Consider the following 24,683-nt stretch of genomic DNA (forward strand, 5'->3'; position numbering starts at 1 on the left):
TGTTTCTAGAGCGTTAATAAAGCAAACCCGACACAAGATGTCGGGTTTGCTTTTTGGGAGGACGTTTACTTGCTATCGCGGATCAACGTTATCCAACACCCGATTCGCCAGCAATGAACTCAGTTCAATCAGTTGCTGAACACCGAGGGCAATGTGACGACGGGGACCTTCCAAGTCAAAGGCCAGGTTGCTGACCATCGCATCGGCTGACGCCAGGGTTTCGCTGAGGTTGGCGAGGAGGGATTCGTTATCGGCGTTTTTTGCGACGGTGAAGAGCTGGCCCGGTTGGGACGCATCTTCGGACTTTTCCGATTTTGGTAGGAGGTAGTAATCCAAGACGCGATTGGTGGCTTCGTCGTGTTTCTTGGCTTTGGATTTGGTTCGCAGGGAAGCTTGGTCCGCCTCTGGCGGATTCGGCGTAGGTTTGATCATGTGCTAAGTCCTGTAGGTGAAGCCGCAACCCTCCAGCTACTAAACAAGGGGTGGCAGCTGTACGCAGGTTAGTAGACCGGGGACTCAGCAAAGCCGGCGCGCCCGAGGGCGCCCTGCGCACAGCCGCCATCAAATACAGGCATGGAAATACCTGACTGATGGAGCTTTGCACCTTACTAAGTACCTCGGGCTACTAAACCCGACCACTGATGGGCAGTGGCAGGAAAACGATAGAACCCCGAGGCAAGGCGCACAAGCGGGCGGATTCTGGCGTAGTTGTAGGTAATGGCGCAAGGATGTGTAGCTTGATGGAAGGATCACGCCAGCGGAATAAACAGGGCTTGGTTTTGGCCCGTAAACTGGGGCTAGACGGGTTTACGGTTGAGGTTTGAAGTGGGCGGGGCTGCGTTGCAGCTCAGCGGGAGCAAGCTCCCTCGCCACGAATGTTTGACCGGCTTGGGGATGTTTGGGGATGCTGGGCAACCTTTTTATCCGAATGCACTCATGAATTCATTACGCGAAGACAATCGAAAGCGCTTGATACGACTCATCGACCAGATCCCTGTTGATGAGAACCCCGAGGGCTGGGCTCATGTAGCTTCGATAGCCGTCGGTGGGCTGCTATCGGTAGGCTTTTCGCAAGAAGGCCCCTATTTGCTGGTTATCTCAAGCTCGGGGCGGAGTGTTGTGCACTGCGACACAGGCGAAAAAATTGAGCGCGACTATGAAGAATATGCGGGCTTGAGCGAGCTCGGGCTGCATTGCCAGGGCATTGGCGTGATCGCCGATGAAGTCATACCGCTGTGTGGCATACAGGGCGGTGGTTTGCCAACCAGCAACATCGCCGGGGAGGGACTGGAGCTGGTTTCCCCGGATTGGCCTGAAAACAGCCTTATTCTGAGCAAACCCTTCAAAAATGCGCTGATTGAGGGTCATCAAGCAGATTGCACGGTGATCTACAGGGACCACGTGAGGGCGTTCGGATTTTCTTGGTGTGGGAACTACATCGTTGCGGCGTGCGGCAGCGACCTTGATCTTTGGTCGAGAAAATCAAAGTTGTAGCGAAAGGCAGTCGCGGCCGATCGTGGGCCATGGAAAACATGAAGGCGGTAGGATCCGCTTCATTGTTCGACAACCCTCATGATAAATTCCCCGCCGCGACCTCTAATGAATAGAGGGCATTCAGGGAGAGAAGTGAGTGATCAAGTCTTTGTTGGTTGGGGCATTGCTGGCAATGGCATCAGCATCGGCATCTGCGATGAGTTGCGATAACCCTAGAAACGCCTATGACAGAACCTATTGCGCGTCGCTGAAAATGGTTCAGTCGGATCAGGAAATCAACGAGCAATACAAGAAGACGATGAGTGCTCTGAACCCGGAGCAAAAGAAAAAAGTAAAAGCCGCTCAAATCCAGTGGATCAAAAATCGTGACAGCGCCTGTTCCAACGATGGCCTGCTCTACCTGGACTGTGCCAATGAGAAGACCGAGGCGCGTATCGTCATACTCAAGGCTGTCGAGCGCGAGTGCCGTGCTGCCGGTTGCGATGACGCCAAGCTGTCGCAAGTCGAGTAACCCGTAAACAATCAGCACATCGGGTTTGCTCGCGCTCATTCAACATTGCGCTCCATCCCTTTTGCACCCGTGACTCGCTTGCGGGTCGGAATATCCAGGAAAAACCCGACGTAGAGCGTCGGGTTTTTCTTTGGCGGGTTACTCGCTATCGCGGCTCAACGCCGCGCTCGACCATGGCACGCCATGCCTGGACGCTGGGACGCTCCTGCATCCTGGCGTGCCAGGCTCGAAGTGCCACGCACTCTTCAGGCACGGGGAGCTGCACCAGCGAGGCGAAGATCATGCCGCCCAGCACCGCAATGTCGGCCATCGAGAACTTGTCACCCGCGACAAAGGGCTGGTCTTTGAGCAGGTTGTCGAAATAGCCCATGCCCCTGATCGCCTTGTCGCCCATCCGGCGACCCCATTCCGCATTCTGGTACAGCTCGACCTTGGGCCCGAGGCCCGGTGTTGCATGGTGAAAGTACACGCTGACCGCATCGAGAAACTCGTTCTCGGCACGCTTGGTCATCATATGGATGAGGCCCTTTTCCAGAGGCGTTTCGCCCGTCAGCGTCGGTTCGCCGACCAGGCTATCCAAGTACTGGGTAATCGCCGTGCACTCCGCGATTCGCGTCCCATCGTTCAGCTCCAGCACAGGCAATGTCCCGGAGTAATTGATGGCCAGGAACTCGGGTTGCTTGTGTTCACCGGCCCATAGATTCACCGACACGAATTCGATTTTCGGTAGCAAACCCTTTTCCGCCAGCGCAATGCGCACTCGGGCGGGGTAAGGGCCGTTGAACCAATCGTAGATTTTCATCGAAGGAACAGTGGAAACGTCAACGTGCTGCTGCGAAGAGGTCATGATCCGATCACCTGCCTGTCAATTGGTAGGTAAAGATTGGGCCGATGTTTTTCTGCTGTCAATCCCCTACCTGTCAATTGGCAGGTAAACGGAACTGTGAGTAGAATCCGCGCATATGAATAATTCGAAGCTCGAAGCGAGGGGCGCAACGTGAACGAAAATGCTCGGGAAGCCATATTGGCGGCGGCGAAATCCGCCGCTCAACTGCACGGTTACAGCGGGATCAATTTCCGTAGCATTGCCGAAGAAGTGGGCATCAAGAATGCGAGCATTTACTACCACTTCCCGAGCAAGGCAGGCCTGGGCGCCGCGGTCGCCGAACGCTATTGGCAGGACGCGCTGCGGGTGTTGGAAGAGATACGCGCCGTCAATACCGATCCGAAGCGGTGCCTGCAGTTGTATCCGGCGACTTTTCGAAAGTCGCTCGAAGACGGCAACAGACTGTGCCTGTCCAGCTTCATGGCCGCCGAATACGAAGACCTTCCCGAAGAGGTGTCGCGCGAGATCAGGGCATTTGCAGACGTTAACGTGACGTGGCTCGCCCAGGTGTTGGCAGATGCCGGAGCGACCAGCCCAGAACAATCCGAACGCCGAGCCCGCGCCATTTACACCGCGGTTGCGGGTGCTCAGTTGATAGCGCGAACACGGGCGGATATCCGTCTGTTCGATGATCTGATTTTGAGCTATCAGGAGACGGGACTGATTCCGGTCTGATTGCTTGTTCCTTGTTAAACAGATGATGCGCAATGCCCGCGAGAGCAAACTCCCTCGCCATGGGGTTCAATTTCAGTGGGGATATTGAAATCTGGTTGGAGCCAAGAGCGTAATTCAGTTGTTTGCGCTAATGGCAGGGTGCCACAATCGTTTTTTTGTTGCGTCATAACCAGGTGGTTCAAATGGATGGCCCAAGATTGCGCAATGGCCAGGATTTTGTAATAGCCGAGCAAGTGCGAACTGACCGCTTGCAGCAACTGTTTCGCCAATCCGTTTCTGCGGTCTTCGGTAGTTACCTCGCGGCCATCATGTTGAGCTGGCTGTGCTGGGACCGTTTTGAACACAGCGTGATTTTTTGGTGGCTGGCCATACTGACCGGCTCGACGCTGCTGCGCATCTTGATGTTTGTCGCCTATTTCCGCAGCGACGAAAGTCAGCGCACGCCGCAATATTGGGAGCGCAAATACTGGATCTCGCTGGTGTTATCCGCCAGCGTCTGGGGCGGCGGCGCATTCGTTCTGATGCCAGCAGACGATCTTTTGTCCCAGGCGTTGGTCATGCTCTTCACGGTCGGGATGTCTGTCAGTGCGGTGTCCTGCTATTCGGCCTATCGTGATATGACACTCGTCTCCATCGGCTTGGTGCTGTTGCCGTGCACCGCCTGGCTGCTGTTTCAACCATCCCCGATCCAAGTCGGCATGGCCCTCTCGATTCTGGTGTTCGCGGCATTTGCTGCCCGCGCTACACACAAAATGTCCCAGGCACTGGAAACCGCCTTCCGACTCACCCGTGAAATGGAACAGGCGAACAGCATTTCAACCCGCGCCGCTCAAACCGATGAGCTGACCGGCTTGAAGAGTCGACGGGCTTTTTTCGAGCATGCCCAGCGGCTTTACAACGAATGTAAGGCCAAGCGGCAAGGGTTGTGCGCGGTCATGTTGGACATGGATCACTTCAAGCGCATCAACGACACTTACGGCCATCAGGTCGGGGATCAGGTTTTGCGCCAAATGGGAGAGGTCATCAGCTCGTCGTTTCGCACAACGGACATCCATGGCCGGCTAGGTGGGGAAGAATTCGCCATTCTGCTGCCGAACACTTCCATCGAAGTCGCCACCCAGATTGCAGAGCGGCTCATCGATACCATCGCAGCCTTGGTGATCGAGCCTGTGCACTGCATATCAGCCAGCCTCGGCGTCGCGTCGACGGAGGCCTGTAATAAGGATCTTCAAAGCTTGATGAACGATGCGGATAAAGCGCTGTATCGAGCGAAGGCGTTGGGGCGCAATCGAGTGGCTGTTGCTTAGTTTGGTTGGCTTTGCATCGTTAGTGGGGAGTTGATCGTCCCCACGCTCCGCGTCATGTTCCAGAAGCGGAACGCGGAGCGTCCCCGTCGGCATTCCCACGCAGGAGCGTGGGAACGATCGAAAATCCCATGATTCTGCTTGTGAATTCCCTTCTCTTCGAAGGCCAGCTATTGCGCAGGCCTGCTGATTCCCCCTGACACCTCCTTCATCCTGACTCACCCTGCGGCCCAAACGGGTTGGCGATACTGCGACGCTAAAAATAAATTCCCTTTAGTATCAATTAGTTAATTCAAAATCGGAAAATTTTCAAAAATTTATCTTGCGCGCTAATTATTTGTCCTTTAACTTTAACTCAACTGGTTAGCGCACAAACATTTAGCGCAACCAAATCCAACACTCGATCAAATCAATCAGCAAGCGAGGAAACACCATGAACGTTCTCTACACCGCAGTCGCAACCTCCACCGGTGGCCGTGATGGCCGTGCTGTCTCCAGCGACAAGATTCTCGACGTGAAACTGGCCACTCCAAAAGCCTTGGGCGGCGCTGGTGGTGAAGCCACCAACCCTGAGCAGTTGTTCGCCGCCGGCTACTCGGCTTGCTTCATCGGCGCATTGAAGTTTGTCGCCAGCCAAAGCAAACGCAGCATCCCCGCTGACGCCTCGATCACGGCACACGTTGGCATCGGCCAGATCCCTGGTGGTTTCGGTCTGGACATTGACCTGCACATCAGCCTGCCAGGTCTGGATCAAGCCGATGCTCAAGCGCTGGTCGACGCGGCTCACCAGGTTTGCCCGTACTCCAACGCGACACGCGGCAACGTCGACGTCCGTTTGCACGTCACCGTCTAACTCACTCCATCTACGAATAAAAAGGATCAGGACATGAAAACTTTCAGCAAAACTCTCGTTGGCTCGCTTCTGGCTCTGTCGCTCGGCAATGCGTTCGCGACTTCTTTTGTTCAACCTACGTTCGCTGAGGGTGGTTCTGATCGCCTGATCGAAAATCGTGTAGCTGAAGGCGGCTCCGATCGCCTGATCGAGAACCGCGTGGCCGAAGGCGGCTCCGATCGACTCATCGAAAACCGCGTCGCAGAAGGCGGCTCCGATCGCCTGATCGAGAACCGTGTAGCTGAAGGCGGCTCCGATCGCCTGATCGAGAACCGTGTAGCTGAAGGCGGCTCCGATCGCCTGATCGAGAACCGTGTAGCTGAAGGCGGCTCCGATCGCCTGATCGAGAACCGCGTCGCCGAAGGCGGCTCCGATCGCCTGATCGAGAACCGCGTGGCCGAAGGTGGCTCCGATCGCCTGATCGAGAACCGCGTGGCCGAAGGTGGCTCCGATCGCCTGATCGAGAACCGTGTAGCTGAAGGTGGCTCCGATCGACTCATCGAAAACCGCGTCGCCGAAGGCGGTTCTGATCGCCTGATGGAAAACAGAGTGGGCTGAACAAATCCCCTCACCACTCCAAAGCTGGTCGAATCAACCCATGTTGCTTCCAAAAGAAAAAACGCCGCTTATCTCTCATGAGGAAGCGGCGTTTTTGCAACGTGTCATAAGCTCCTAAACGATGCTATCCACCACACCACCATCAACACGCAGCGCCGCTCCCGTGGTGGCCGAGGCCTGTTCCGAGCTGGCATAGATGATCATGTTGGCCACTTCCTCGACACGTGCCGCACGTTGGATGATCGAGGTACTGCGGTGCTGATTGACGAAATCCGCCGCCACCTTCTCCAGACTTTCCCCGCTGCGCTCGACATCTGCCTGGAGCATCTGGGCAACGCCTTCTGAAAGGGTCGGCCCAGGCAACACCGAGTTCACCGTAACGCCCGTGCCGGCAAGGCGCTTGGCCAAGCCACGAGCGATTGAAAGTTGCGCGGTTTTGGTGAAGCCGTAGTGAATCATGTCAGCGGGAATGTTCACGCCGGATTCCGACGAGACAAACACAATCCGCCCCCAACCGCGCTCGACCATGCCCGGCGCGTAGGCCCTGGAAACCCGCACGCCGGACATCACGTTGGTTTCGAAGAAGCGCTGCCATTCGCTGTCCGGCGTCTCGAAAAAGTCTTCCAGTTTGAAAATGCCCAGGTTGTTGATGACGATATCGAAGCGTGGGTACTTGGCGATCAGCGCTTGGCAGCCAGACGCGTTACTGAGATCGCCAGCAAAGCCGTCGGCCCTTGAAGCAAGGGCGCCCAGGCGCTGCAACGCATCTTCCACGCTGCTCTCGCTGCGACCGTTGATGACCACGTGGGCGCCGGATTCGAGGAAGCCTTTGGCTGTGGCAAAACCGATACCGCTGGTGGAGCCGGTGACCAATACGTGACGTCCGGTGAAGTCGATGTTCATGAGCGTGACTCCTTGATTAATGAACCAGAGGAAGTGCGATATGGCTGGACGGTCATCCAACGGATTCTGGACTGACTTCGCCATCCCAACGTCGCCGACATCGCAAGCCTTTAATCATGGACACGATTGAGGCTTTGCGCCTCTTTGTTATCAATCGAACATCAGGAAGCCGACCACACGGCCAGTTCATAGCCATCCGGGTCGATGAAGTGGAAATGTCGGCCACCTGTGGAAGCAAGCTCGCTTCCACAGGTGGGCTTGGGTGTTCATAGATCCAAAATCCCTGTGTCGCTCATATGAAGTAACAGACCTTCAATACCACCGCGCCTCACCCGGCGGGCGTTTCTTGAAGCGTTTCATGCTCCACATGTACTGGCTCGGGTAGGCCCGTACATAGCGCTCTACAACCTGGCTCATGGCGGCGCAGGCGGTTTCGGTGTCGGTGCTGTACATCGCCTCCGGGGCGGCTTCGAGGATGACTTTGTAGCCGGAGCCATCCGGCAGGCGCAGGGCGTGGAGGAAGACGCCGACCGCCTTGCCGCCGGCGAGCATGTTGGGGACGAACTTGCTGGTCAGGGCCTGGGTAGCGAAAAAGGGCACGAAGATGCCAGCGGATTCGGCCGGTTCCGGGTCGGCGGGGATGCCCACTTGGCCGCCCTTGCGTACTTCCTTGATGACGCTGAGGATGCCTTCCTTGGTCGACGCGGCGACTTTGTTGCCCAGTTGCACGCGTTGCTTTTGCAGCAATTCATCCACCGCCTTGAGCTTGGGCGGACGGTAGAAAATGATCGGTTTGCACTGGCTGCAATAGAAGTGGTTGAGCACTTCCCAGTTGCCGAGGTGGCTGGTGATGCCCACCACGCCTTTGCCGGAGGCCAGCGCTTCTTTTAATACTTCCAGGCCTTCGACTTCACGCACCAGTTCGATGGAGCGCTGGGCCGGCCAGATCCAGGCGCAGGCGCTTTCGGTCAGGGATTTGCCGATGTCCTTGAGGCTTTGGCCCACCAGGCGTTCGCGCTCGGCCGGGTCCATCTCGGGAAAACATTTGGCGAGGTTGATCCGCACCACGTCGCGGGAGCGGTTGGGCAGCTTCCACATGAGCCAGCCAATGGCCGAACCCACCGCTTGCACCGCGCGCCAAGGCAGCAGCGCAAACAACCGCAGAGCGCCGACCAGCAAGGCGCCTTTCAACTTATCCACAGGTCACTCCTGAATGTATGGGCCGTGTTGCGAGCCGGCTATTCTAACCACCGTTTGCCAGCTCGGCGTAGCGGTCGCAGTCCTGGGTGTGATCCATGACCATCCCCGAGGCCTGCATCAAGGCGTAGCAAATGGTCGGGCCGACGAAGGTGAAGCCGGCTTTTTTCAGGCCTTTGCTCATCGCCAGCGCCTCGGGCGTGATGGCCGGCACTTCGGTGCGGTCCTTGAAATGGTTGATGATGGGTTTGTCACCGACGAACGACCAGAGGAACGCCACCGGATCTTCCAGGGCCAGCCAGGCCTGGGCATTGCGCCGGGCAGCCTTGAGCTTGAGGCGGTTGCGGATGATGCCGGGGTCGAGCATCAGGTCGTCGATTTCCGCATCGCTCATCTGCGCCACGCGCTGCACATCGAAGCCGTACAACACCTCGCGGTAGTGCTCGCGTTTGCGCAAAACGGTGATCCAGGACAGCCCGGCCTGGAACCCTTCGAGCAAAAGCAACTCGAACAAACCCTGCGCATAGCGCAGCGGCGTGCCCCACTCCTGATCGTGATAAGCCATGTACAAAGGATCTTCGGAACACCAAAAGCAGCGTGGCATAAGGCTCCAGGGGGCGTGCGCACGAACGAATCGGGTATACTCCCGCTCTTTAAATCGCAGCCCAAGAAACAGGTGAATTTCGTGAGCCAGCCTACGCCAGCCGTGCGTACCTTCCAAGACTTGATCCTCGCCCTCCAGCAATACTGGGCCGAGCAAGGTTGCGTGGTACTTCAGCCCTACGATATGGAAGTAGGCGCCGGCACTTTCCACACTGCCACGTTTCTGCGTGCCATCGGCCCGGAAACCTGGAACGCCGCCTATGTGCAGCCCAGCCGCCGCCCGACTGACGGCCGCTACGGCGAAAACCCGAACCGTCTGCAGCACTACTACCAGTTCCAGGTGGTTCTGAAGCCGAACCCGGAAAACTTCCAGGAGCTTTACCTGGGCTCGCTCAAGCACGTCGGTCTCGATCCGCTGGTGCACGACATTCGTTTCGTCGAAGACAACTGGGAATCGCCAACCCTGGGCGCCTGGGGCCTGGGCTGGGAAGTCTGGCTCAACGGCATGGAAGTGACTCAGTTCACTTACTTCCAGCAGGCCGGTGGCATCGAGTGCTACCCGGTGACCGGCGAAATCACCTATGGCCTGGAACGCCTGGCCATGTACCTGCAAGGCGTGGATTCGGTCTACGACCTGGTGTGGGCCGACGGTCCGTTCGGCAAAGTGACCTATGGCGATGTGTTCCACCAGAACGAAGTGGAGCAGTCGACCTACAACTTCGAACACGCCAACGTCGACAAGCTGTTCGAACTGTTCGACTTCTATGAGAGCGAAGCCAAGCGCCTGATCGAACTGGACCAGCCGCTACCGTTGCCAAGCTATGAAATGGTGTTGAAGGCGTCCCATACCTTCAACCTGCTGGACGCACGCCGGGCGATTTCCGTGACCGCGCGCCAGCAATACATCCTGCGTGTGCGCACCCTGGCGCGTTCCGTTGCGCAAGCCTATCTGCTGGCCCGTGCCAAGCTGGGCTTCCCGATGGCGACCCCGGACCTGCGTGATGAAGTGTTGGCTAAGCTGGAGGCTGCACAATGAGTGCTCAAGATTTTCTGGTTGAACTGGGCACCGAAGAACTGCCACCCAAAGCCCTGAACACCCTGGCCGATGCATTCCTGGCCGGTATCGACAAAGGCCTGCAAGCCGCTGGCCTGAACTACGAAACCAAGCATGTCTACGCCGCACCACGCCGCCTGGCCGTGCTGATCACCGCCCTGGCGACCCAGCAGCCGGACCGCAGCATCAACCTCGACGGCCCGCCACGCCAGGCCGCGTTCGATGCCGATGGCAACCCGACCCAGGCCGCCCTGGGCTTCGCCAAGAAGTGCGGCGTGGACCTGAGCGAAATCGATCAGAGCGGCCCCAAGCTGCGCTACAGCCAGAACATCAAGGGCAAGCCGACCGCCAGCCTGTTGCCGACCATCGTCGAAGACTCCCTCAATGACTTGCCGATCCCCAAGCGCATGCGCTGGGCCGCGCGCAAGGAAGAGTTCGTGCGTCCGACCCAATGGCTGGTGATGCTGCTCGGTGACCAGGTCATCGACTGCACGATCCTGGCCCAGAAGGCCGGTCGCGATTCCCGCGGCCACCGCTTCCATCATCCGCAGAGCGTACGCATCACCTCGCCGGCCAACTACCTGGCCGACCTGCGTGCCGCCTACGTGCTGGCCGACGCCAACGAGCGTCGCGAGCTGATCAGCAAGCGCACCGAGGAGCTGGCCACCCTGCAGGAAGGCACCGCCATCGTGCCCGCCAACCTGCTGGATGAAGTGACCGCGTTGGTGGAATGGCCGGTGCCGCTGGTGTGCTCGTTCGAAGAACGTTTCCTCGAAGTGCCCCAGGAAGCGCTGATCACCACCATGCAGGACAACCAGAAGTACTTCTGCCTGCTGGACGCCGAAGGCAAGTTGCTGCCGCGCTTCATCACGGTCGCCAACATCGAAAGCAAGGACCCACAGCAGATCATCGCCGGTAACGAAAAAGTCGTTCGCCCGCGCCTGACCGACGCCGAGTTCTTCTTCAAGCAAGACAAGAAGCAGCCCCTGGAAAGCTTCAACGAGCGCCTGCGCAACGTGGTGTTCCAGGAAAAACTCGGCAGCGTCTACGACAAGGCCGAGCGCGTATCGAAACTGGCGGCGTACATCGCCCCACGCATCGGCGGCGACGCCCAGCGCGCGGCCCGTGCCGGTATCCTGTCCAAGTGCGACCTGTCCACCGAGATGGTCGGTGAGTTCCCGGAGATGCAAGGTGTCGCCGGTTACTACTACGCCCTCAACGACGGCGAGCCGCAAGACGTGGCCCTGGCGCTGAACGAGCAGTACATGCCACGCGGTGCCGGCGCTGAATTGCCGACCACCCTGACCGGGGCGGCCGTGGCCATCGCCGACAAGCTCGACACCCTGGTCGGCATCTTCGGCATCGGCATGCTGCCCACCGGCAGCAAGGACCCGTACGCTCTGCGTCGCGCGGCCTTGGGCGTGTTGCGGATCCTGATCGACAAGCAATTGGACCTGGACCTGAACGACGCCGTGGCCTTTGCCGTCAACGCGTTCGGTAGCAAGGTCAAGGCTGTCGGCCTGGCCGAGGCGGTGCTGGAATTCATCTTTGACCGCCTGCGTGCGCGTTATGAAGATGAAGGCGTCGAGGTCGCGACCTACCTGTCGGTGCGTGCCCTGAAACCAGGTTCGGCCCTGGACTTCGACCAGCGCGTACAGGCGGTGCAGGCGTTCCGCAAATTGCCGGAAGCCGCAGCGCTGGCGGCGGTGAACAAACGAGTGTCGAACCTGCTGAGCAAGGCCGAGCCTTCGGTCAAGGCCGTTGAAGCACGCTACTTTGATAATGCCGCGGAGTTTTCGCTCCACTCGGCGATTCAACAGGCGTATGCGTCGGTGCAACCGCTCATGGAGAAACGCGAGTATGCCGAAGCACTGGCCCGCCTGGCGGCACTGCGCGAGCCTGTCGATGCGTTCTTTGAAGCCGTGATGGTGAATGCGGACAACGAAGACGTGCGCAAGAATCGCTATGCGTTGCTGGCACGTCTGCGCAGCCTGTTCCTCAATATTGCCGATATTTCCGTGCTGGGTTGAGGAGTTGCTGTTGAAACTGCTGATTCTCGATCGGGACGGGGTGATCAATCACGACTCCGACGCATATATCAAATCGGTGGAGGAGTGGTTGCCACTGCCCGGTTCGATCGAAGCCATCGCGCAGTTGAGCAAGGCCGGCTGGACGGTGGCGGTCGCCACCAACCAGTCGGGCATTGCCCGCGGCTATTATGACCTTGCCGTGCTCGAGGCCATGCATGAGCACTTGCGTGAATTGGTGGCCGAGCAGGGCGGGGAAGTCGGGCTGATCGTTTATTGCCCACATGGACCGGATGACGGTTGCGATTGCCGCAAACCCAAGCCGGGCATGTTGAAAGCCATTGCCGAGCATTATGCTGTGCCACTGGCGGGTGTGTGGTTCGTCGGCGACAGCCTCGGTGACCTGGAGGCAGCCAAGGCCGTCGACTGTCAGCCAGTTTTGGTTAAGACCGGGAAAGGCGAAAAGACCCTGGGCAAGACTCTTCCGGTGGGCACCTTGATTTTTGACGACCTGGCGGCCATTGCCGCTGAACTTATCCACAATTAGAGCTCCCAAGACATCCTGATCAAGGATTGTTCGGGAAGCGCTTGAACAGGCGGGCATTGCCCGCAACGGTAAACGCCGCTATGTCGATATTGCAGGCCATCAGAACCTTTCTCTTTTACCTGCTGCTGGGCACCAGCTCCTTGCTGTGGTGCACCCTGAGTTTTTTTATCGCGCCGTTCATGTCATTCAAGGCGCGCTACCGCTTCATCAATGTGTACTGGTGCCGTTGCGCACTGTGGCTGAGCAAGGTGTTCCTGGGCATCAGCTATGAAGTGAAGGGCGCCGAGAACGTGCCGGACCGGCCCTGCGTGATCCAGTCCAATCACCAGAGCACCTGGGAGACATTCTTCCTCTCGGCTTATTTCGAGCCGTTGAGCCAAGTACTCAAGCGTGAGCTGCTGTTCGTGCCGTTCTTCGGCTGGGCCATGGCGATGCTGCGTCCGATTGCCATCGATCGCGACAATCCCAAGGCTGCGCTCAAGCATGTGGCGAAGAAGGGCGACGAGTTGCTCAAGGACAATGTCTGGGTGCTGATCTTTCCCGAGGGCACTCGTGTGCCTTACGGAACGGTGGGCAAGTTTTCCCGAGGCGGTACCGCATTGGCCGTGAACGCCGACCTACCGGTGCTGCCGATTGCACACAATGCCGGCAAATTCTGGCCCAAGGCGGGCTGGATCCGCACGCCAGGGGTCATCACCGTGGTGATCGGCGCGCCGATGTATGCCGAAGGCAGCGGGCCGCGCGCCATTGCCGAGCTTAACGATCGTGTCCAGGCCTGGAACGAACAGACACAACGGGAAATGGGTTCGCTACCGCCGGCGCCAGCCACCCCGGCCGGCACCGATCAGATCGCTGTCTGAAATCTGTGGATAACCTGTGTACCGTTTTTTCGAAATCCGTTGCTTTTATGTCGTATGTATATGTTTTTAATACATATTTCCTAAACACATAAAACTCGTTCCCAGGTGCATAAGTTTTTTATAGCACCAAAAAGTCGCAGTCTTCGGCGGCCTCTACACGCATTAGTAAGAGCCACCGAACGCTGCGATTTTTATTCTTCCAGCAACGGGAATCGCAGGCTAAACGTCGTGCCTTTACCTACCACGCTATGGCACTCGATTTTCCCCTCGTGATGGTCAACCACGGCCTTGACCATCGACAACCCCAAGCCAATGCCATCGACCCCTTGGGCCGATGAAAACCGTCGGTACTGACTGAACAGGTCGGGCAGTTCCTCAGCGCCGATGCCCTTGCCTTGGTCAGCGACATTGCAGATCAACCAGCCCGATGTGCAATGAACCTGCAGCGAAATACAGGAGTCGGGCGAGCTGTACTTGATGGCATTTTCCAGCAGATTGAACAGAGCACGGGTCAGCAATGATTGATCCGCCCTCACCATCGCCTCTTCATCCTCTATTTCATGAACCAACTGGATACGCTTTGCCTGGGCGATGGGCAGTGCCTGGTCGAACACGTCCAGGACCAGCATGGCGAACAGCGTCGGCTGGAATTGATACGCCTCGGATTCGGCCTTGGCCAATTGCACGAAGCCCTCGGTCAGGTCCAGGGCGCGACGTACCTGGCGCTCGATCTGGTCGAACAGCGGATTATCCCCACCAGCCTGGTGCCGCTGCACATCGAGCAGCGCAAGGATCGCCGAGTGCGGAGCGCGCAAATCATGGGAGAGGAAACGCAGCATGACGCTGCGCTGTTCTTCCGCTTCACGTTCGGCGCTCAGGTCAGTGAGGCTCAATAACCAGCCAATCGGCGCATCGCCATCAACCGGCAACAGCGCCGCCCGTTCCAGGCGCAAGCTGCGCTCGCGAATGTCGCGAAACTCCACCAAGGGCAATGTGGATAACCGGTGATGCGCCCCATGCTCCAACTCTGGATAACCCAACTGCCCGAGATGCTCCAGCACATCGCCGCCCGCCAGACCATGGCCGAACAGCTCGCGTGCCTTGCGATTACCGAGCAACAGCTTGCCTTGGGGATCGCTGATCATGGTCGCCACGGGCAGGTATTCCAGGCCATCGGCAATGAAGCGCCGGGTGTCGCGGGTTCGGCTCATGGCCTGTTCCAGGGCCATGATCTGGCCCTGCAAACGGTCGCTGCCGGTGTAAGAGGCACGACGACGTTCCGGAAAGACCTTGGGCTCCGCGTCCAGGCGGGCCAGCTCCCAGCCAAAATAAGCCAGCACTACGCTCAGGCGTCGCCAATTCCAGATCAGGTAGCCGAACATAATGCCCAGCACACTGGCCATGGGCGACCACCACCAGCCTCGCGCGCCCAGCACGGCGCTGATCAACAAGGCCAGGCTCATGCCACCCACCGTCGTCCACAGGGCCAGGCGCGGACGCAACAGCAGCAAACCCAATACACAGGCCACCAGACACACCGACACCAACGCGGCGCCTGCACGGTTGCCCGTTGATTGGCTGCTCAACGACAACAGGGCCGTCAGCGGCAACAGCAGCAGACTTATCCACAACCATTCCCGCACCAACTGTCGAAATAACCGCTGGACCTGGGTTGGCTCACGACTTTCACGGCGACGCTGGTTACTCATAGGCATCCTGGCCGAATTCAAGGGTTGGGATTCTTCACAGGCCTGCATCATGCCGACAGCCGGAAAAGCCCACGACTATAGCGGACTCGATGGGTGGCGCGCTGCTGCCTTTCCCTCTGTGCCGCGAGCCGGTATTGTCGCAGCCAGCGACAGGTCAATGACAACGAATCAGCCACTGGCTGCCTTGCATTGCCACCTGAAGATGTCCGTTACTCTCGAGATCAAGGAATCGCATTGCATGCGTGTCGCCATACTGGACGATGAACCGGCCGAGCTGCGCCGGGTAGAACAGACATTGCAACAAATCCCCGGCAGGGGCGAGCAAGCCTGGACCCTGCACAGCTTTGAACGAGGCGAGGACCTGTTGCGGCAACTGCGCCGGGAAACCTTCGACCTGTTGATCCTCGACTGGCAACTGCCGGACATCAGCGGGCTTTCATTGCTGCGCTGGACCCGCGAGCACATGGATTCCCCACCGGCCGCCATCATGCTGACCAGCCGCGACGGCGAGCACGACATCGTCCAGGCCCTCAACAGCGGTGCCGACGACTACGTGAGCAAACCCTTCAGGCCCAACGAACTCAAGGCCCGGGTCACTGCCGTGCTGCGCCGCCACAACCTGCAACGCGCGCCCGCCAGCGATGTGCTGGTGTTCAATGATCTGGCGTTCGACGACGCCGAACTGACCATCACCCGCGCCGGCATTCCCATCAGCCTGACCGAACGTGAATATCGCCTGGCCCGGTGCCTGTTCGCCAACCTGGGCCGGCCACTGTCCCGGGAGTATTTCTACGAACGTTTCTGGACCCACGAGGAAATGACCTCGTCCCGACCTCTCGACACCCACATTTATCGCCTGCGTAACAAGCTCGGGCTGACGGCGGATCGCGGTTGGCAACTGCTGACGATCTACGGGTATGGGTATCGGTTGGAGAGTGTGGCGGCGGGAAGCGAGGCGTCTGTCGCGAGTTAGAAAACCGGTAAATATTGGATGCATGTGGCGAGGGGATTTATCCCCGCTGGGCTGCGTAGCGGCCCCCAAGGAAAAATCCCCTCGCCACAATGGATATCACCCGATCGTCTGGACCAAGCTTCCCGCTTTTGCGATCCGACGACGCTGCACCAGTAACCCGGACGCAACGACCAGCACGCTGAGTAAACCGGTCGCGAGGATTTCCACGCGATGGGCTTCCTGGAACAGCATGATGCTCAGGGCCCCCACGATGAAGACAATCACCGCATAGGTCAGGCCAGGGAACAGCCACATGCTGAAGGCGACTTTTTCACCGCGAGCCATGCGCTGTTTGCGCATACGCAGTTGTGAAATCGCAATGACCAGGTACACCAGCAGCGCAATGGCGCCCGAGCTGGCCAACAGGAACTCGAAGACCGCAGACGGGGCCACGTAGTTGGCGAACACGGCAAGAAAGGCCGCTCCGGTCGACAACATCACGGCCCAGTAAGGCGTGCCGCTCTTGTTGGTGCGCTGGGAAACCGCTGGCGCATCACCACGCTTGCCTAGCGAGAACATCATCCGCGAAGCCGTATACAGCGCCGAATTCAGGCAACTCGTAACCGCGACCAGAACCACGATATCGACGATCAGCTTGGCGTTGGGGATGCCCATGCGTTCCAGCACCGTCTGGTAGGAACCCACGCTGGCCAGCAGCGGATCGTTCCACGGCACCAGGGCTACGACGATGAAAATGGAAACGAGATAGAACAAGCCAATCCGCCAGATCACCGAGTTGGTCGCCTTGGAAATCTGCTGGCCAGGGTTCTTCGATTCGGCCGCCGCGATGGTCACGATCTCAGTGCCCATGAACGAAAACATGGTGGTCAGGATCGCCCCCAGAACCGCGCCCATGCCATTCGGCAAGAAGCCTTGCGTATCGAACAGGTGCGAAACACCACTGACCTGGCTGGTAGGCAGCAAGCCGAAGATCGCCAGGATCCCGAGGCCAATGAAACCAATGATCGCCACGACCTTGACCAAGGCGAACCAGAATTCGAACTCCCCGTAATTCTTCACGCTGAACAGGTTGGTGACCGTCAGCAGCAGGGTGATGACCAGGGTGAAGGCCCAGATGGCCACGTTCGGAAACCAGGCATGCAGGATGGTCGCGGCGGCGTTGGCCTCCAGTGGAATGACCAGGACCCAGAACCACCAGTAGAGCCAACCAATGGTGAAACCGGCCCAATGACCGATCGCACGGTCGGCGTAGGTGGAAAAGGAGCCGGTGTCCGGCGACGCTACCGCCATTTCGCCCAGCATCCGCATCACCAGCACCACCAAGGCACCCGCGGCGGCGTAGGCCAGCAGCACAGCCGGACCCGCCGCTGCGATAGCGTGACCGGAGCCAACGAATAGGCCGGCGCCAATCACGCCGGCGATGGATAGCATCGTCACATGACGGGGCTTGAGCCCTTGCTCCAGATGATTGGAAGTTTGCGTACCGCTCATTGAGACTACCCTTGGTATTTGGATTTATTCGTACCGCCTCGTCCCATCGTTTTCTGTAAATTTAAAAAAACGATGTGTAAGTTATTTAACACGCAAGTTCTGCGCCAAAAAACCTGAAGCCCCGGTATCCGCGGCTCTCATCCAATTCCTAACCTATTGAGTGGCAAAGCTTTGTTCCAAAGTGTTACCGAGCTACCCCATTTTCGACCACAGGGTCTGAAAGTGGGCATCTATTTTGGAACGTAAAAAAAAGCCAACGCATGAGCGTTGGCTTTTTTGGATGCAAGGCGCGCTTAAGGATCAGAAATCCAGGTTGGACACCGCCAACGCATTGCTCTCGATGAAGTCACGACGAGGTTCGACCGCATCACCCATCAGGGTGTTGAAGATCTGGTCCGCGCCAATGGCATCTTCGATGGTGACTTTCAGCATCCGACGCGAGCCTGGGTCCATGGTGGTTTCCCACAGCTGATCCGGGTTCATTTCACCCAGACCTTTGTATCGCTGGATGGTGTGGCGCTTGGTGCTTTCGGCCATCAGCCATTCAAGGGCTTCCTTGAACTCGGTCACGGCTTTCTTGCGTTCGCCACGTTGGATGTAGGCACCTTCGTCCAGCAGCGTGCTCAGTTGCGCGCCAAGGGATACGACGGTCTTGTAGTCGTTACTGCCGAAGAAATCGCGGTTGAAGGTGACGTAGTTCGACAGGCCGTGGGAGATCAATTCAACCTCCGGCAGCCAGACGTTACGTTCACGGTCTTCGCGCAGGCTGGCCTTGTAGACCAACCCGGATTTCTCGACGGTGCGCAGGCGAACTTCGTACTGAGCCAGCCAATCCTGCATCGCCGCGTGATCGGACAACTGTTCCATGCTGACCGCTGGCAGGTAGATGAAGTGCTCGGTCAATTCCTGCGGGTACAGGCGCGACAGACGCTTGAGGGTCTTCATCACCAGGCGGAAGTCGTTGACCAGGCGCTCAAGGGCTTCACCGGAAATACCTGGGGCATCTTCGTTCAGGTGCAGGCTCGCGTCTTCCAGGGCCGACTGCGTCATGTACTCTTCCATGGCGTCGTCGTCTTTGATGTATTGCTCTTGCTTGCCTTTCTTGACCTTGTACAGCGGCGGCTGGGCGATGTAGATGTAGCCACGCTCGATCAGCTCCGGCAACTGACGGAAGAAGAACGTCAGCAGCAGGGTGCGGATGTGCGAACCGTCGACGTCAGCATCGGTCATGATGATGATGTTGTGATAGCGCAGCTTGTCGATGTTGTACTCTTCGCGGCCGATGCCACAGCCCAGGGCGGTGATCAGCGTACCGACCTCCTGCGAGGAGATCATCTTGTCGAAGCGCGCCTTCTCGACGTTGAGGATCTTCCCCTTGAGCGGCAGGATGGCCTGGGTGCGACGGTTACGACCCTGCTTGGCGGAACCGCCAGCAGAGTCACCTTCCACCAGGTACAGTTCGGACAGGGCAGGGTCCTTTTCCTGGCAGTCAGCCAGTTTGCCCGGCAGGCCGGCGATATCCAGCGCGCCTTTGCGGCGGGTCATCTCACGGGCCTTGCGCGCCGCTTCACGGGCACGGGCGGCGTCGATCATCTTGCCGACCACCAGCTTGGCTTCGTTCGGGTTTTCCAACAGGAAGTCGGAGAAGTACTTGCCCATTTCCTGTTCGACCGCGGTCTTCACTTCGGAAGAGACCAGCTTGTCCTTGGTCTGAGAGCTGAACTTCGGATCCGGCACTTTCACCGAAATGATCGCGGTCAGGCCTTCGCGGGCATCGTCACCGGTGGTGGCGACCTTGTGCTTCTTCGCCAGGCCTTCCTGTTCGATGTAGTTGTTCAGGTTACGGGTCAGCGCCGAACGGAAGCCCACCAGGTGAGTACCACCGTCACGCTGCGGAATGTTGTTGGTGAAGCACAACAGGTTCTCGTTGAAGCTGTCGTTCCACTGCAGGGCGATTTCCACACCAATGCCATCATCGCGCTGGACGTTGAAGTGGAACACCTGGTTGACCGCCGTCTTGTTGGTGTTCAGGTACTCAACGAATGCACGCAGGCCGCCTTCGTACTTGAACAGCTCTTCCTTGCCGCTGCGCTCGTCCTTGAGGACGATGCCGACACCGGAGTTGAGGAAGGACAGCTCACGAATCCGCTTGGCCAGGATGTCCCAGCTGAAGTGGATGTTCTTGAAGGTTTCGCTGGAAGCCTTGAAATGGATCTGGGTGCCGGTGCTTTCGCTGTCGCCAACGATCGCCATCGGTGCCTGGGGCACGCCGTGGACGTAGGTCTGCTCCCAGATCTTGCCACTGCGGCGAACCGTGAGCACAAGCTGTTCGGACAGTGCGTTCACCACCGACACACCTACACCGTGCAGACCGCCGGAGACCTTGTAGGAGTTATCGTCGAACTTACCGCCAGCGTGGAGGACGGTCATGATGACTTCGGCGGCGGAAACGCCTTCCTCTTTGTGCACGTCTACCGGGATGCCACGGCCGTTGTCACGAACGGTGATGGACTCATCCGGGTGGATAATGATGCTGATGTCGTCGCAGTGGCCGGCGAGGGCTTCGTCGATGGAGTTGTCGACCACCTCGAACACCATGTGGTGCAGACCGCTGCCATCGTCGGTGTCACCAATGTACATACCGGGACGTTTGCGTACGGCATCCAGGCCTTTCAGCACTTTAATGCTCGTTGAGTCGTACGTATTTTCTTCGCTCAATGCCTTCACTCCCGATGGTCGTGGGTCTGGGTGATACGGCCCTGTTCCACGTGGAACAGAGCGACTGGCGTTTCCGTCTGCCAGCCTTCCCTCAATAATTCGTGGTCTACACAGGTAATGAAAACCTGGCAGCGTAAGTCTTCCAACAAGCGGCAAAGCGCGCGACGGTGGGCTTCGTCCAACTCGGACGGCAAGTCATCCACCAGATAAATACACTGACCGCGACGGGCCTGGCTGACCAGATGCCCCTGGGCTATGCGCAAGGCACACACCACCAACTTCTGCTGCCCCCGGGACAAGATGTCCGCGGCATTATGTGCGCCCAATCTGAGGCGCAAGTCAGCGCGTTGTGGTCCAGCCTGGGTATGCCCCATCTGCTGGTCCCGCTGCAGCGAGCCCGCCAGTACGGCGCTCAATTCCCGGTCCTTGTCCCAGCCTCGGTAATAGCTGAGCGTCAGGCCCTCAAGTTCAACCAGTTCGCTCAAGGTCTGCTCGAAGACCGGTTTCAAGGCTTTGATGTAAGCGCGGCGGTATTCATCGATTTCAGCGCTGGCCTGGCACAGTTCCCTGTCCCAAACCGCTTGCGAAACGGCGTCAAGTGTACCATGTCGCAGCCAAGAGTTTCGCTGGCGCAGCGCCTTCTGCAGGCGCTGCCAAGTGGTCATGAAACGCGGCTCTACGTGAAACACGCCCCAGTCGAGAAATTGCCGACGAATCTTCGGTGCGCCCTCCAGCAGACGGAAGCTGTCCGGGTTGATCAACTGCAACGGCAGTATCTCGGCCAGCTGCGCAGCGCTGCGCGCGTTCTGCCCATCGATGCGGATCTGGAACTCACCTTGCCGGTCCCGCGATATCCCCAAAGCGCTATGGCCGCCTTCCGCCAGTTCCACCTGCCCAAACACCGTGCACGCCAATTGATCGTACTGGATGACCGGTAACAGGCGGGTGCTGCGAAACGATCGGGCAAGCCCAAGCAGGTGCACGGCTTCCAGGACGCTGGTTTTGCCGCTGCCGTTGGCGCCGTAAAGAATATTGATGCGGGGGGAAGGGGAGAAGGTCACCGGGTGCAGATTGCGCACCGCGGTGACCGAGACGCGACTTAAGGACATCTAGCTTCTGCTGAGCATGATTACAGACGCATCGGCATGACAACGTAAGCCGAATCGTCGTTATCGGACTCTTGCACCAGCGCACTGCTGTTGGAGTCAGACAGGATCAGACGTACTTGCTCGGTGGTCATCACGCCCAGCACATCGAGCAGGTAGCTGACGTTGAAGCCGATTTCCAGGGAGCCGCCGGTGTATTCCACACCCACTTCTTCTTCCGCTTCTTCCTGCTCCGGGTTGTTCGCCTGGATTTTCAGTTGACCATTGGCCAGTTGCAGGCGGATACCACGGTACTTCTCGTTGGAGAGGATCGCGGTGCGACTGAAGGCCTCGCGCAGCGCCTGGCGATCGCCCAAGACCAGTTTGTCGCCACCTTTTGGCAGCACACGCTCGTAGTCAGGGAATTTGCCGTCCACCAGTTTCGAAGTGAAGGTGAACTCGCCGGTGGTGGCGCGAATGTGATGCTGGCCCAGCACGATGCTGACGTTGCCGTCCGGCTCGGTCAGTAGACGAGCGAGCTCCAGGATGCCTTTGCGCGGCACGATTACCTGATGGCGATCCGGCTGACCGATGTCGGCCTGCATCGAGCACATGGCCAGGCGATGCCCGTCGGTGGCGACGGCGCGGATGACCCCGGCAGACACTTCCAGGAGCATGCCGTTCAGGTAATAACGCACGTCCTGCTGGGCCATGGCAAAGCTGGTGCGTTCGATCAGGCGACGCAATTTGCTTTGGTCCAGGCTGCAGGTCAGCGAACCCGGGCCTTCTTCCACAGTCGGGAAATCGTTGGCTGGCAGCGTGGACAAGGTGAAACGGCTGCGGCCGGCCTTGACCACGAGCTTCTGCTCATCGACCTTGATGTCGATCAGCGCATCGTTGGGCAGGCTCTTGCAGATGTCCATCAGCTTGCGCGCCGGCACGGTGATGGACCCCGGATCGGCCGGTTCTTCAAGTTGCACACGACCGACCAGCTCGACTTCCAGGTCGGTACCGGTCAGCGACAGTTGCTGGCCTTCGACAACCAGCAGCACGTTGGAAAGTACCGGCAAGGTCTGGCGGCGTTCGACGACGCCTGCGACCAGTTGCAGGGGTTTCAACAGGGCTTCGCGTTGAATGGTGAAATGCATGGTCTAGTCCCTTGCCTTAATAAGCTGCGCTGGTGGTCATCAAGTGGTCAGTGTACGCAGCAGGTTCTTGTAGTCCTCGCGGATGTCCGCGTCGGATTCCTTAAGTTCGTTGATCTTGCGGCAAGCGTGCAGCACGGTGGTGTGGTCGCGTCCGCCAAACACATCGCCGATTTCCGGCAGGCTGTGGTTGGTCAGTTCCTTGGACAGGGCCATGGCCACCTGGCGCGGCCGTGCCACCGAACGCGAACGGCGCTTGGACAACAGATCGGAAATCTTGATCTTGTAGTATTCAGCAACAGTTCGCTGAATGTTATCCACAGAAACCAATTTGTCCTGAAGCGCCAACAGGTCCTTCAAGGATTCGCGAATCAGCTCGATGGTGATGTCGCGGCCCATGAAGTGCGAGTGAGCGATCACCCGCTTGAGGGCACCTTCGAGTTCACGCACGTTCGAGCGAATACGTTGGGCGATGAAGAATGCCGCGTCGTGAGGCAGCTCGACCTTGGCCTGGTCGGCTTTCTTCATCAGGATCGCGACCCGGGTTTCCAGCTCCGGCGGCTCGACGGCCACCGTCAGGCCCCAGCCGAAACGCGACTTGAGGCGTTCTTCGAGGCCTTCGATCTCTTTCGGGTAGCGGTCACTGGTGAGAATGACCTGCTGTCCGCCTTCAAGCAACGCGTTGAAGGTGTGGAAAAACTCTTCCTGGGAACGTTCCTTGCGGGCGAAGAACTGAATATCGTCGATCAGCAAGGCGTCCACCGAACGGTAGAAACGCTTGAACTCGTTGATCGCGTTCAGTTGCAGCGCCTTGACCATGTCGGCCACGAAACGCTCGGAATGCAGGTACACGACCTTGGCATTCGGGTTCTTCTTTAACAGGTGGTTGCCCACGGCGTGCATCAAGTGGGTCTTACCCAGGCCTACGCCGCCATAAAGGAAGAGCGGGTTGTAGCCATGCTTGGGGTTGTCCGCGACCTGCCAGGCGGCCGCACGGGCCAGCTGGTTGGATTTACCCTCGACGAAATTCTCGAAGGTAAAGGTCCGGTTCAGGTAGCTGGTGTGCTTGAGCGCACCTTCGACCTGGACGGTGCGTTGTTCGGCACGCACTGGCGCCTGCTGGGAACTGGCACCGGCCATCGGGTCGAAGCTGTCCCGGGAGGGCTCTTCGCTGACCTCGGCGACCTTTTGTGCGTTGCGTTTGCTCGGGGCAGGCGCGGGCGCCGGGGCAGGGGCCGCATGGTTGTTAACCGGTGCCGTGGCCGCTTGCTGGGCCTGTGACGCGGCGGCGGCCAGCGGTGCATTGGGTGCGGCGCGTGGTGCCGAGCTGCGCTTGCTGCCTATTAATAAGGACAGCGCGGGCGCCATGCCATTGCCATGCTCGTCGAGCAGTTCCATGACCCGGCCCAGGTACTTTTCGTTGACCCAGTCGAGAACGAAACGGTTCGGTGCATAGACACGCAACTCGTCGCCTTCGGCTTCGACCTGTAGTGGACGGATCCAAGTGTTGAATTGTTGGGCAGGCAGCTCATCGCGCAAAAGCTCCACGCACTGCTGCCAAAGTTCCACTGACACGGATATCCCCTAAGTTGAAAGCCGGTGAGGCAAAAACAAGCGGCCATTGTAGCGAGCAGGCGTCCACTTATCCACATGCAGGTTGCCCATCGCGCATGATTTATCAATGCCTTAACGCAGAGAAAGACGACAGGCGGTCGGTGGATAAGCTCTGTGGATAACCGACCTTGAGGGCATTGCACAAGTGGGGGCGAAAGTCGGTGGATAACCGGCCTGTGGATAACTGACCATTCCACACACAGCTTATCCGACAGCGCAGCACAGGCTTGCCACCGCTTTCCCCTGTAGTTGTCATTCCCTGTACATGGCGGATTACAAGGCCTCGGAATGGTTATCCACAGCTAGGTGCCAGCCTTGCTTTTATAAGCTTTACAGAAAAGCTTTAAATAATTCCCTTCTTTATTTCTATATCTAGCGTGGGCTGATGAATCCGCCAAAGCGGCCGGATATCTATTTAAAGGAAACGCTGGTTGGAA

At 58.4% G+C, this 24,683-nt stretch carries 22 protein-coding genes; 11 read left to right on the plus strand and 11 right to left on the minus strand.

Annotated features, from left to right (window positions below; all coding sequences use genetic code 11):
* Positions 1 to 72: 72 nt before the first annotated feature.
* On the minus strand, positions 73 to 432 hold the full coding sequence (locus AC30D9_RS07520; protein ID WP_490143806.1) for a DUF6124 family protein: 360 nt from the start codon (positions 430 to 432) through the stop codon (positions 73 to 75).
* Positions 433 to 936: 504 nt separating this feature from the next.
* Here AC30D9_RS07520 and AC30D9_RS07525 point away from each other — a divergent pair.
* Both AC30D9_RS07525 and AC30D9_RS07530 read left to right on the plus strand, forming a co-directional pair.
* Positions 937 to 1,494, plus strand: a complete 558-nt coding sequence (locus AC30D9_RS07525; RefSeq protein ID WP_134922184.1) for a hypothetical protein — start codon at positions 937 to 939, stop codon at positions 1,492 to 1,494.
* A 136-nt stretch (positions 1,495 to 1,630) separates the two neighbouring features.
* On the plus strand, positions 1,631 to 2,005 hold the full coding sequence (locus AC30D9_RS07530) for a lysozyme inhibitor LprI family protein (RefSeq protein WP_134922183.1): 375 nt from the start codon (positions 1,631 to 1,633) through the stop codon (positions 2,003 to 2,005).
* Positions 2,006 to 2,150: 145 nt separating this feature from the next.
* Here AC30D9_RS07530 and AC30D9_RS07535 read toward each other — a convergent pair whose 3' ends face one another.
* A complete protein-coding gene (locus AC30D9_RS07535) occupies positions 2,151 to 2,852 on the minus strand; it encodes a glutathione S-transferase (protein ID WP_134922182.1) in 702 nt (233 codons plus the stop codon).
* Positions 2,853 to 3,002: 150 nt separating this feature from the next.
* Between AC30D9_RS07535 and AC30D9_RS07540 the strand changes: the two genes are divergently transcribed.
* The 4 genes from AC30D9_RS07540 to AC30D9_RS07555 all read left to right on the plus strand — a co-directional run bounded on the left by AC30D9_RS07540 (position 3,003) and on the right by AC30D9_RS07555 (position 6,320).
* On the plus strand, positions 3,003 to 3,566 hold the full coding sequence (locus AC30D9_RS07540) for a TetR/AcrR family transcriptional regulator (protein ID WP_490143807.1): 564 nt from the start codon (positions 3,003 to 3,005) through the stop codon (positions 3,564 to 3,566).
* Between the two features lie 182 nt (positions 3,567 to 3,748).
* Positions 3,749 to 4,873, plus strand: coding sequence for a GGDEF domain-containing protein (locus AC30D9_RS07545; protein WP_490143808.1), 1,125 nt, complete (start codon positions 3,749 to 3,751; stop codon positions 4,871 to 4,873).
* A gap of 430 nt (positions 4,874 to 5,303) precedes the next feature.
* Positions 5,304 to 5,723 (plus strand): organic hydroperoxide resistance protein, encoded by a 420-nt coding sequence (locus AC30D9_RS07550; RefSeq protein ID WP_030139009.1) that lies wholly within the window; start codon positions 5,304 to 5,306, stop codon positions 5,721 to 5,723.
* A 33-nt stretch (positions 5,724 to 5,756) separates the two neighbouring features.
* Positions 5,757 to 6,320, plus strand: coding sequence for a phage infection protein (locus AC30D9_RS07555; RefSeq protein WP_490143809.1), 564 nt, complete (start codon positions 5,757 to 5,759; stop codon positions 6,318 to 6,320).
* A gap of 114 nt (positions 6,321 to 6,434) precedes the next feature.
* On the opposite strand, the gene AC30D9_RS07560 is transcribed toward AC30D9_RS07555, so the two are convergent.
* The 3 genes from AC30D9_RS07560 to AC30D9_RS07570 all read right to left on the minus strand — a co-directional run bounded on the left by AC30D9_RS07560 (position 6,435) and on the right by AC30D9_RS07570 (position 9,024).
* Entirely contained in the window at positions 6,435 to 7,223 is a 789-nt protein-coding gene (locus AC30D9_RS07560) for an SDR family NAD(P)-dependent oxidoreductase (RefSeq protein ID WP_134922178.1), read from the minus strand.
* Positions 7,224 to 7,535: 312 nt separating this feature from the next.
* Positions 7,536 to 8,423, minus strand: a complete 888-nt coding sequence (locus AC30D9_RS07565; protein WP_041023035.1) for a lysophospholipid acyltransferase — start codon at positions 8,421 to 8,423, stop codon at positions 7,536 to 7,538.
* A gap of 43 nt (positions 8,424 to 8,466) precedes the next feature.
* The gene (locus AC30D9_RS07570) at positions 8,467 to 9,024 is read right to left on the minus strand and encodes a DNA-3-methyladenine glycosylase I (RefSeq protein ID WP_490143810.1); all 558 of its coding nucleotides are present in this window, start codon (positions 9,022 to 9,024) and stop codon (positions 8,467 to 8,469) included.
* An 81-nt stretch (positions 9,025 to 9,105) separates the two neighbouring features.
* Here AC30D9_RS07570 and glyQ point away from each other — a divergent pair, with 81 nt between their 5' ends.
* From glyQ to AC30D9_RS07590, 4 genes are all read left to right on the plus strand, one after another.
* On the plus strand, positions 9,106 to 10,059 hold the full coding sequence (gene glyQ, locus AC30D9_RS07575; protein ID WP_022641565.1) for a glycine--tRNA ligase subunit alpha: 954 nt from the start codon (positions 9,106 to 9,108) through the stop codon (positions 10,057 to 10,059).
* A complete protein-coding gene (gene glyS, locus AC30D9_RS07580) occupies positions 10,056 to 12,107 on the plus strand; it encodes a glycine--tRNA ligase subunit beta (protein WP_490143811.1) in 2,052 nt (683 codons plus the stop codon). Before glyQ ends, glyS begins: the two co-directional genes overlap by 4 nt.
* A gap of 4 nt (positions 12,108 to 12,111) precedes the next feature.
* Positions 12,112 to 12,651 (plus strand): D-glycero-beta-D-manno-heptose 1,7-bisphosphate 7-phosphatase, encoded by a 540-nt coding sequence (gene gmhB / locus AC30D9_RS07585; RefSeq protein ID WP_307572988.1) that lies wholly within the window; start codon positions 12,112 to 12,114, stop codon positions 12,649 to 12,651.
* An 80-nt stretch (positions 12,652 to 12,731) separates the two neighbouring features.
* On the plus strand, positions 12,732 to 13,511 hold the full coding sequence (locus tag AC30D9_RS07590; RefSeq protein WP_134922174.1) for a lysophospholipid acyltransferase family protein: 780 nt from the start codon (positions 12,732 to 12,734) through the stop codon (positions 13,509 to 13,511).
* Positions 13,512 to 13,702: 191 nt separating this feature from the next.
* Here AC30D9_RS07590 and AC30D9_RS07595 read toward each other — a convergent pair whose 3' ends face one another.
* Positions 13,703 to 15,220 carry a sensor histidine kinase gene (locus AC30D9_RS07595; RefSeq protein ID WP_490143812.1) on the minus strand — a complete coding sequence of 506 codons (1,518 nt, stop codon included), beginning with the start codon at positions 15,218 to 15,220 and terminating at the stop codon, positions 13,703 to 13,705.
* A gap of 238 nt (positions 15,221 to 15,458) precedes the next feature.
* Between AC30D9_RS07595 and AC30D9_RS07600 the strand changes: the two genes are divergently transcribed.
* Positions 15,459 to 16,193, plus strand: a complete 735-nt coding sequence (locus AC30D9_RS07600) for a response regulator transcription factor (RefSeq protein ID WP_134922172.1) — start codon at positions 15,459 to 15,461, stop codon at positions 16,191 to 16,193.
* 96 nt (positions 16,194 to 16,289) lie between these two features.
* Here the strand turns inward: AC30D9_RS07600 and gabP are convergent, their stop codons facing one another.
* The 5 genes from gabP to dnaA form a co-directional block, all read right to left on the minus strand.
* Positions 16,290 to 17,684, minus strand: coding sequence for a GABA permease (gabP, locus tag AC30D9_RS07605; RefSeq protein ID WP_307572983.1), 1,395 nt, complete (start codon positions 17,682 to 17,684; stop codon positions 16,290 to 16,292).
* Positions 17,685 to 17,984: 300 nt separating this feature from the next.
* Entirely contained in the window at positions 17,985 to 20,402 is a 2,418-nt protein-coding gene (gyrB, locus tag AC30D9_RS07610) for a DNA topoisomerase (ATP-hydrolyzing) subunit B (protein ID WP_134922170.1), read from the minus strand.
* A gap of 5 nt (positions 20,403 to 20,407) precedes the next feature.
* Positions 20,408 to 21,511, minus strand: a complete 1,104-nt coding sequence (gene recF / locus AC30D9_RS07615) for a DNA replication/repair protein RecF (protein ID WP_039593171.1) — start codon at positions 21,509 to 21,511, stop codon at positions 20,408 to 20,410.
* A 20-nt stretch (positions 21,512 to 21,531) separates the two neighbouring features.
* Complete coding sequence (gene dnaN / locus AC30D9_RS07620) at positions 21,532 to 22,635, minus strand: DNA polymerase III subunit beta (RefSeq protein ID WP_109752832.1); 1,104 nt, start codon at positions 22,633 to 22,635, stop codon at positions 21,532 to 21,534.
* A gap of 39 nt (positions 22,636 to 22,674) precedes the next feature.
* Positions 22,675 to 24,207, minus strand: coding sequence for a chromosomal replication initiator protein DnaA (gene dnaA, locus AC30D9_RS07625; protein ID WP_134922169.1), 1,533 nt, complete (start codon positions 24,205 to 24,207; stop codon positions 22,675 to 22,677).
* Positions 24,208 to 24,683: the final 476 nt, after the last annotated feature.

The sequence above is a fragment of the Pseudomonas sp. DF11 genome (assembly GCF_058148565.1).

What these genes read in the sequence shown, in the direction of transcription:
- AC30D9_RS07520 (WP_490143806.1), bottom strand. Translation starts at nt 432, where the DNA reads ATGATCAAACCTACGCCGAATCCGCCAGAGGCGGACCAAGCTTCCCTG.
- AC30D9_RS07525 (WP_134922184.1), top strand. Translation starts at nt 937, where the DNA reads ATGAATTCATTACGCGAAGACAATCGAAAGCGCTTGATACGACTCATC.
- AC30D9_RS07535 (WP_134922182.1), bottom strand. Translation starts at nt 2,852, where the DNA reads ATGACCTCTTCGCAGCAGCACGTTGACGTTTCCACTGTTCCTTCGATG.
- AC30D9_RS07545 (WP_490143808.1), top strand. Translation starts at nt 3,749, where the DNA reads ATGGATGGCCCAAGATTGCGCAATGGCCAGGATTTTGTAATAGCCGAG.
- AC30D9_RS07550 (WP_030139009.1), top strand. Translation starts at nt 5,304, where the DNA reads ATGAACGTTCTCTACACCGCAGTCGCAACCTCCACCGGTGGCCGTGAT.
- AC30D9_RS07555 (WP_490143809.1), top strand. Translation starts at nt 5,757, where the DNA reads ATGAAAACTTTCAGCAAAACTCTCGTTGGCTCGCTTCTGGCTCTGTCG.
- AC30D9_RS07560 (WP_134922178.1), bottom strand. Translation starts at nt 7,223, where the DNA reads ATGAACATCGACTTCACCGGACGTCACGTATTGGTCACCGGCTCCACC.
- AC30D9_RS07570 (WP_490143810.1), bottom strand. Translation starts at nt 9,024, where the DNA reads ATGCCACGCTGCTTTTGGTGTTCCGAAGATCCTTTGTACATGGCTTAT.
- glyS (WP_490143811.1), top strand. Translation starts at nt 10,056, where the DNA reads ATGAGTGCTCAAGATTTTCTGGTTGAACTGGGCACCGAAGAACTGCCA.
- AC30D9_RS07590 (WP_134922174.1), top strand. Translation starts at nt 12,732, where the DNA reads ATGTCGATATTGCAGGCCATCAGAACCTTTCTCTTTTACCTGCTGCTG.
- AC30D9_RS07595 (WP_490143812.1), bottom strand. Translation starts at nt 15,220, where the DNA reads ATGAGTAACCAGCGTCGCCGTGAAAGTCGTGAGCCAACCCAGGTCCAG.
- AC30D9_RS07600 (WP_134922172.1), top strand. Translation starts at nt 15,459, where the DNA reads ATGCGTGTCGCCATACTGGACGATGAACCGGCCGAGCTGCGCCGGGTA.
- gabP (WP_307572983.1), bottom strand. Translation starts at nt 17,684, where the DNA reads ATGAGCGGTACGCAAACTTCCAATCATCTGGAGCAAGGGCTCAAGCCC.
- recF (WP_039593171.1), bottom strand. Translation starts at nt 21,511, where the DNA reads ATGTCCTTAAGTCGCGTCTCGGTCACCGCGGTGCGCAATCTGCACCCG.
- dnaN (WP_109752832.1), bottom strand. Translation starts at nt 22,635, where the DNA reads ATGCATTTCACCATTCAACGCGAAGCCCTGTTGAAACCCCTGCAACTG.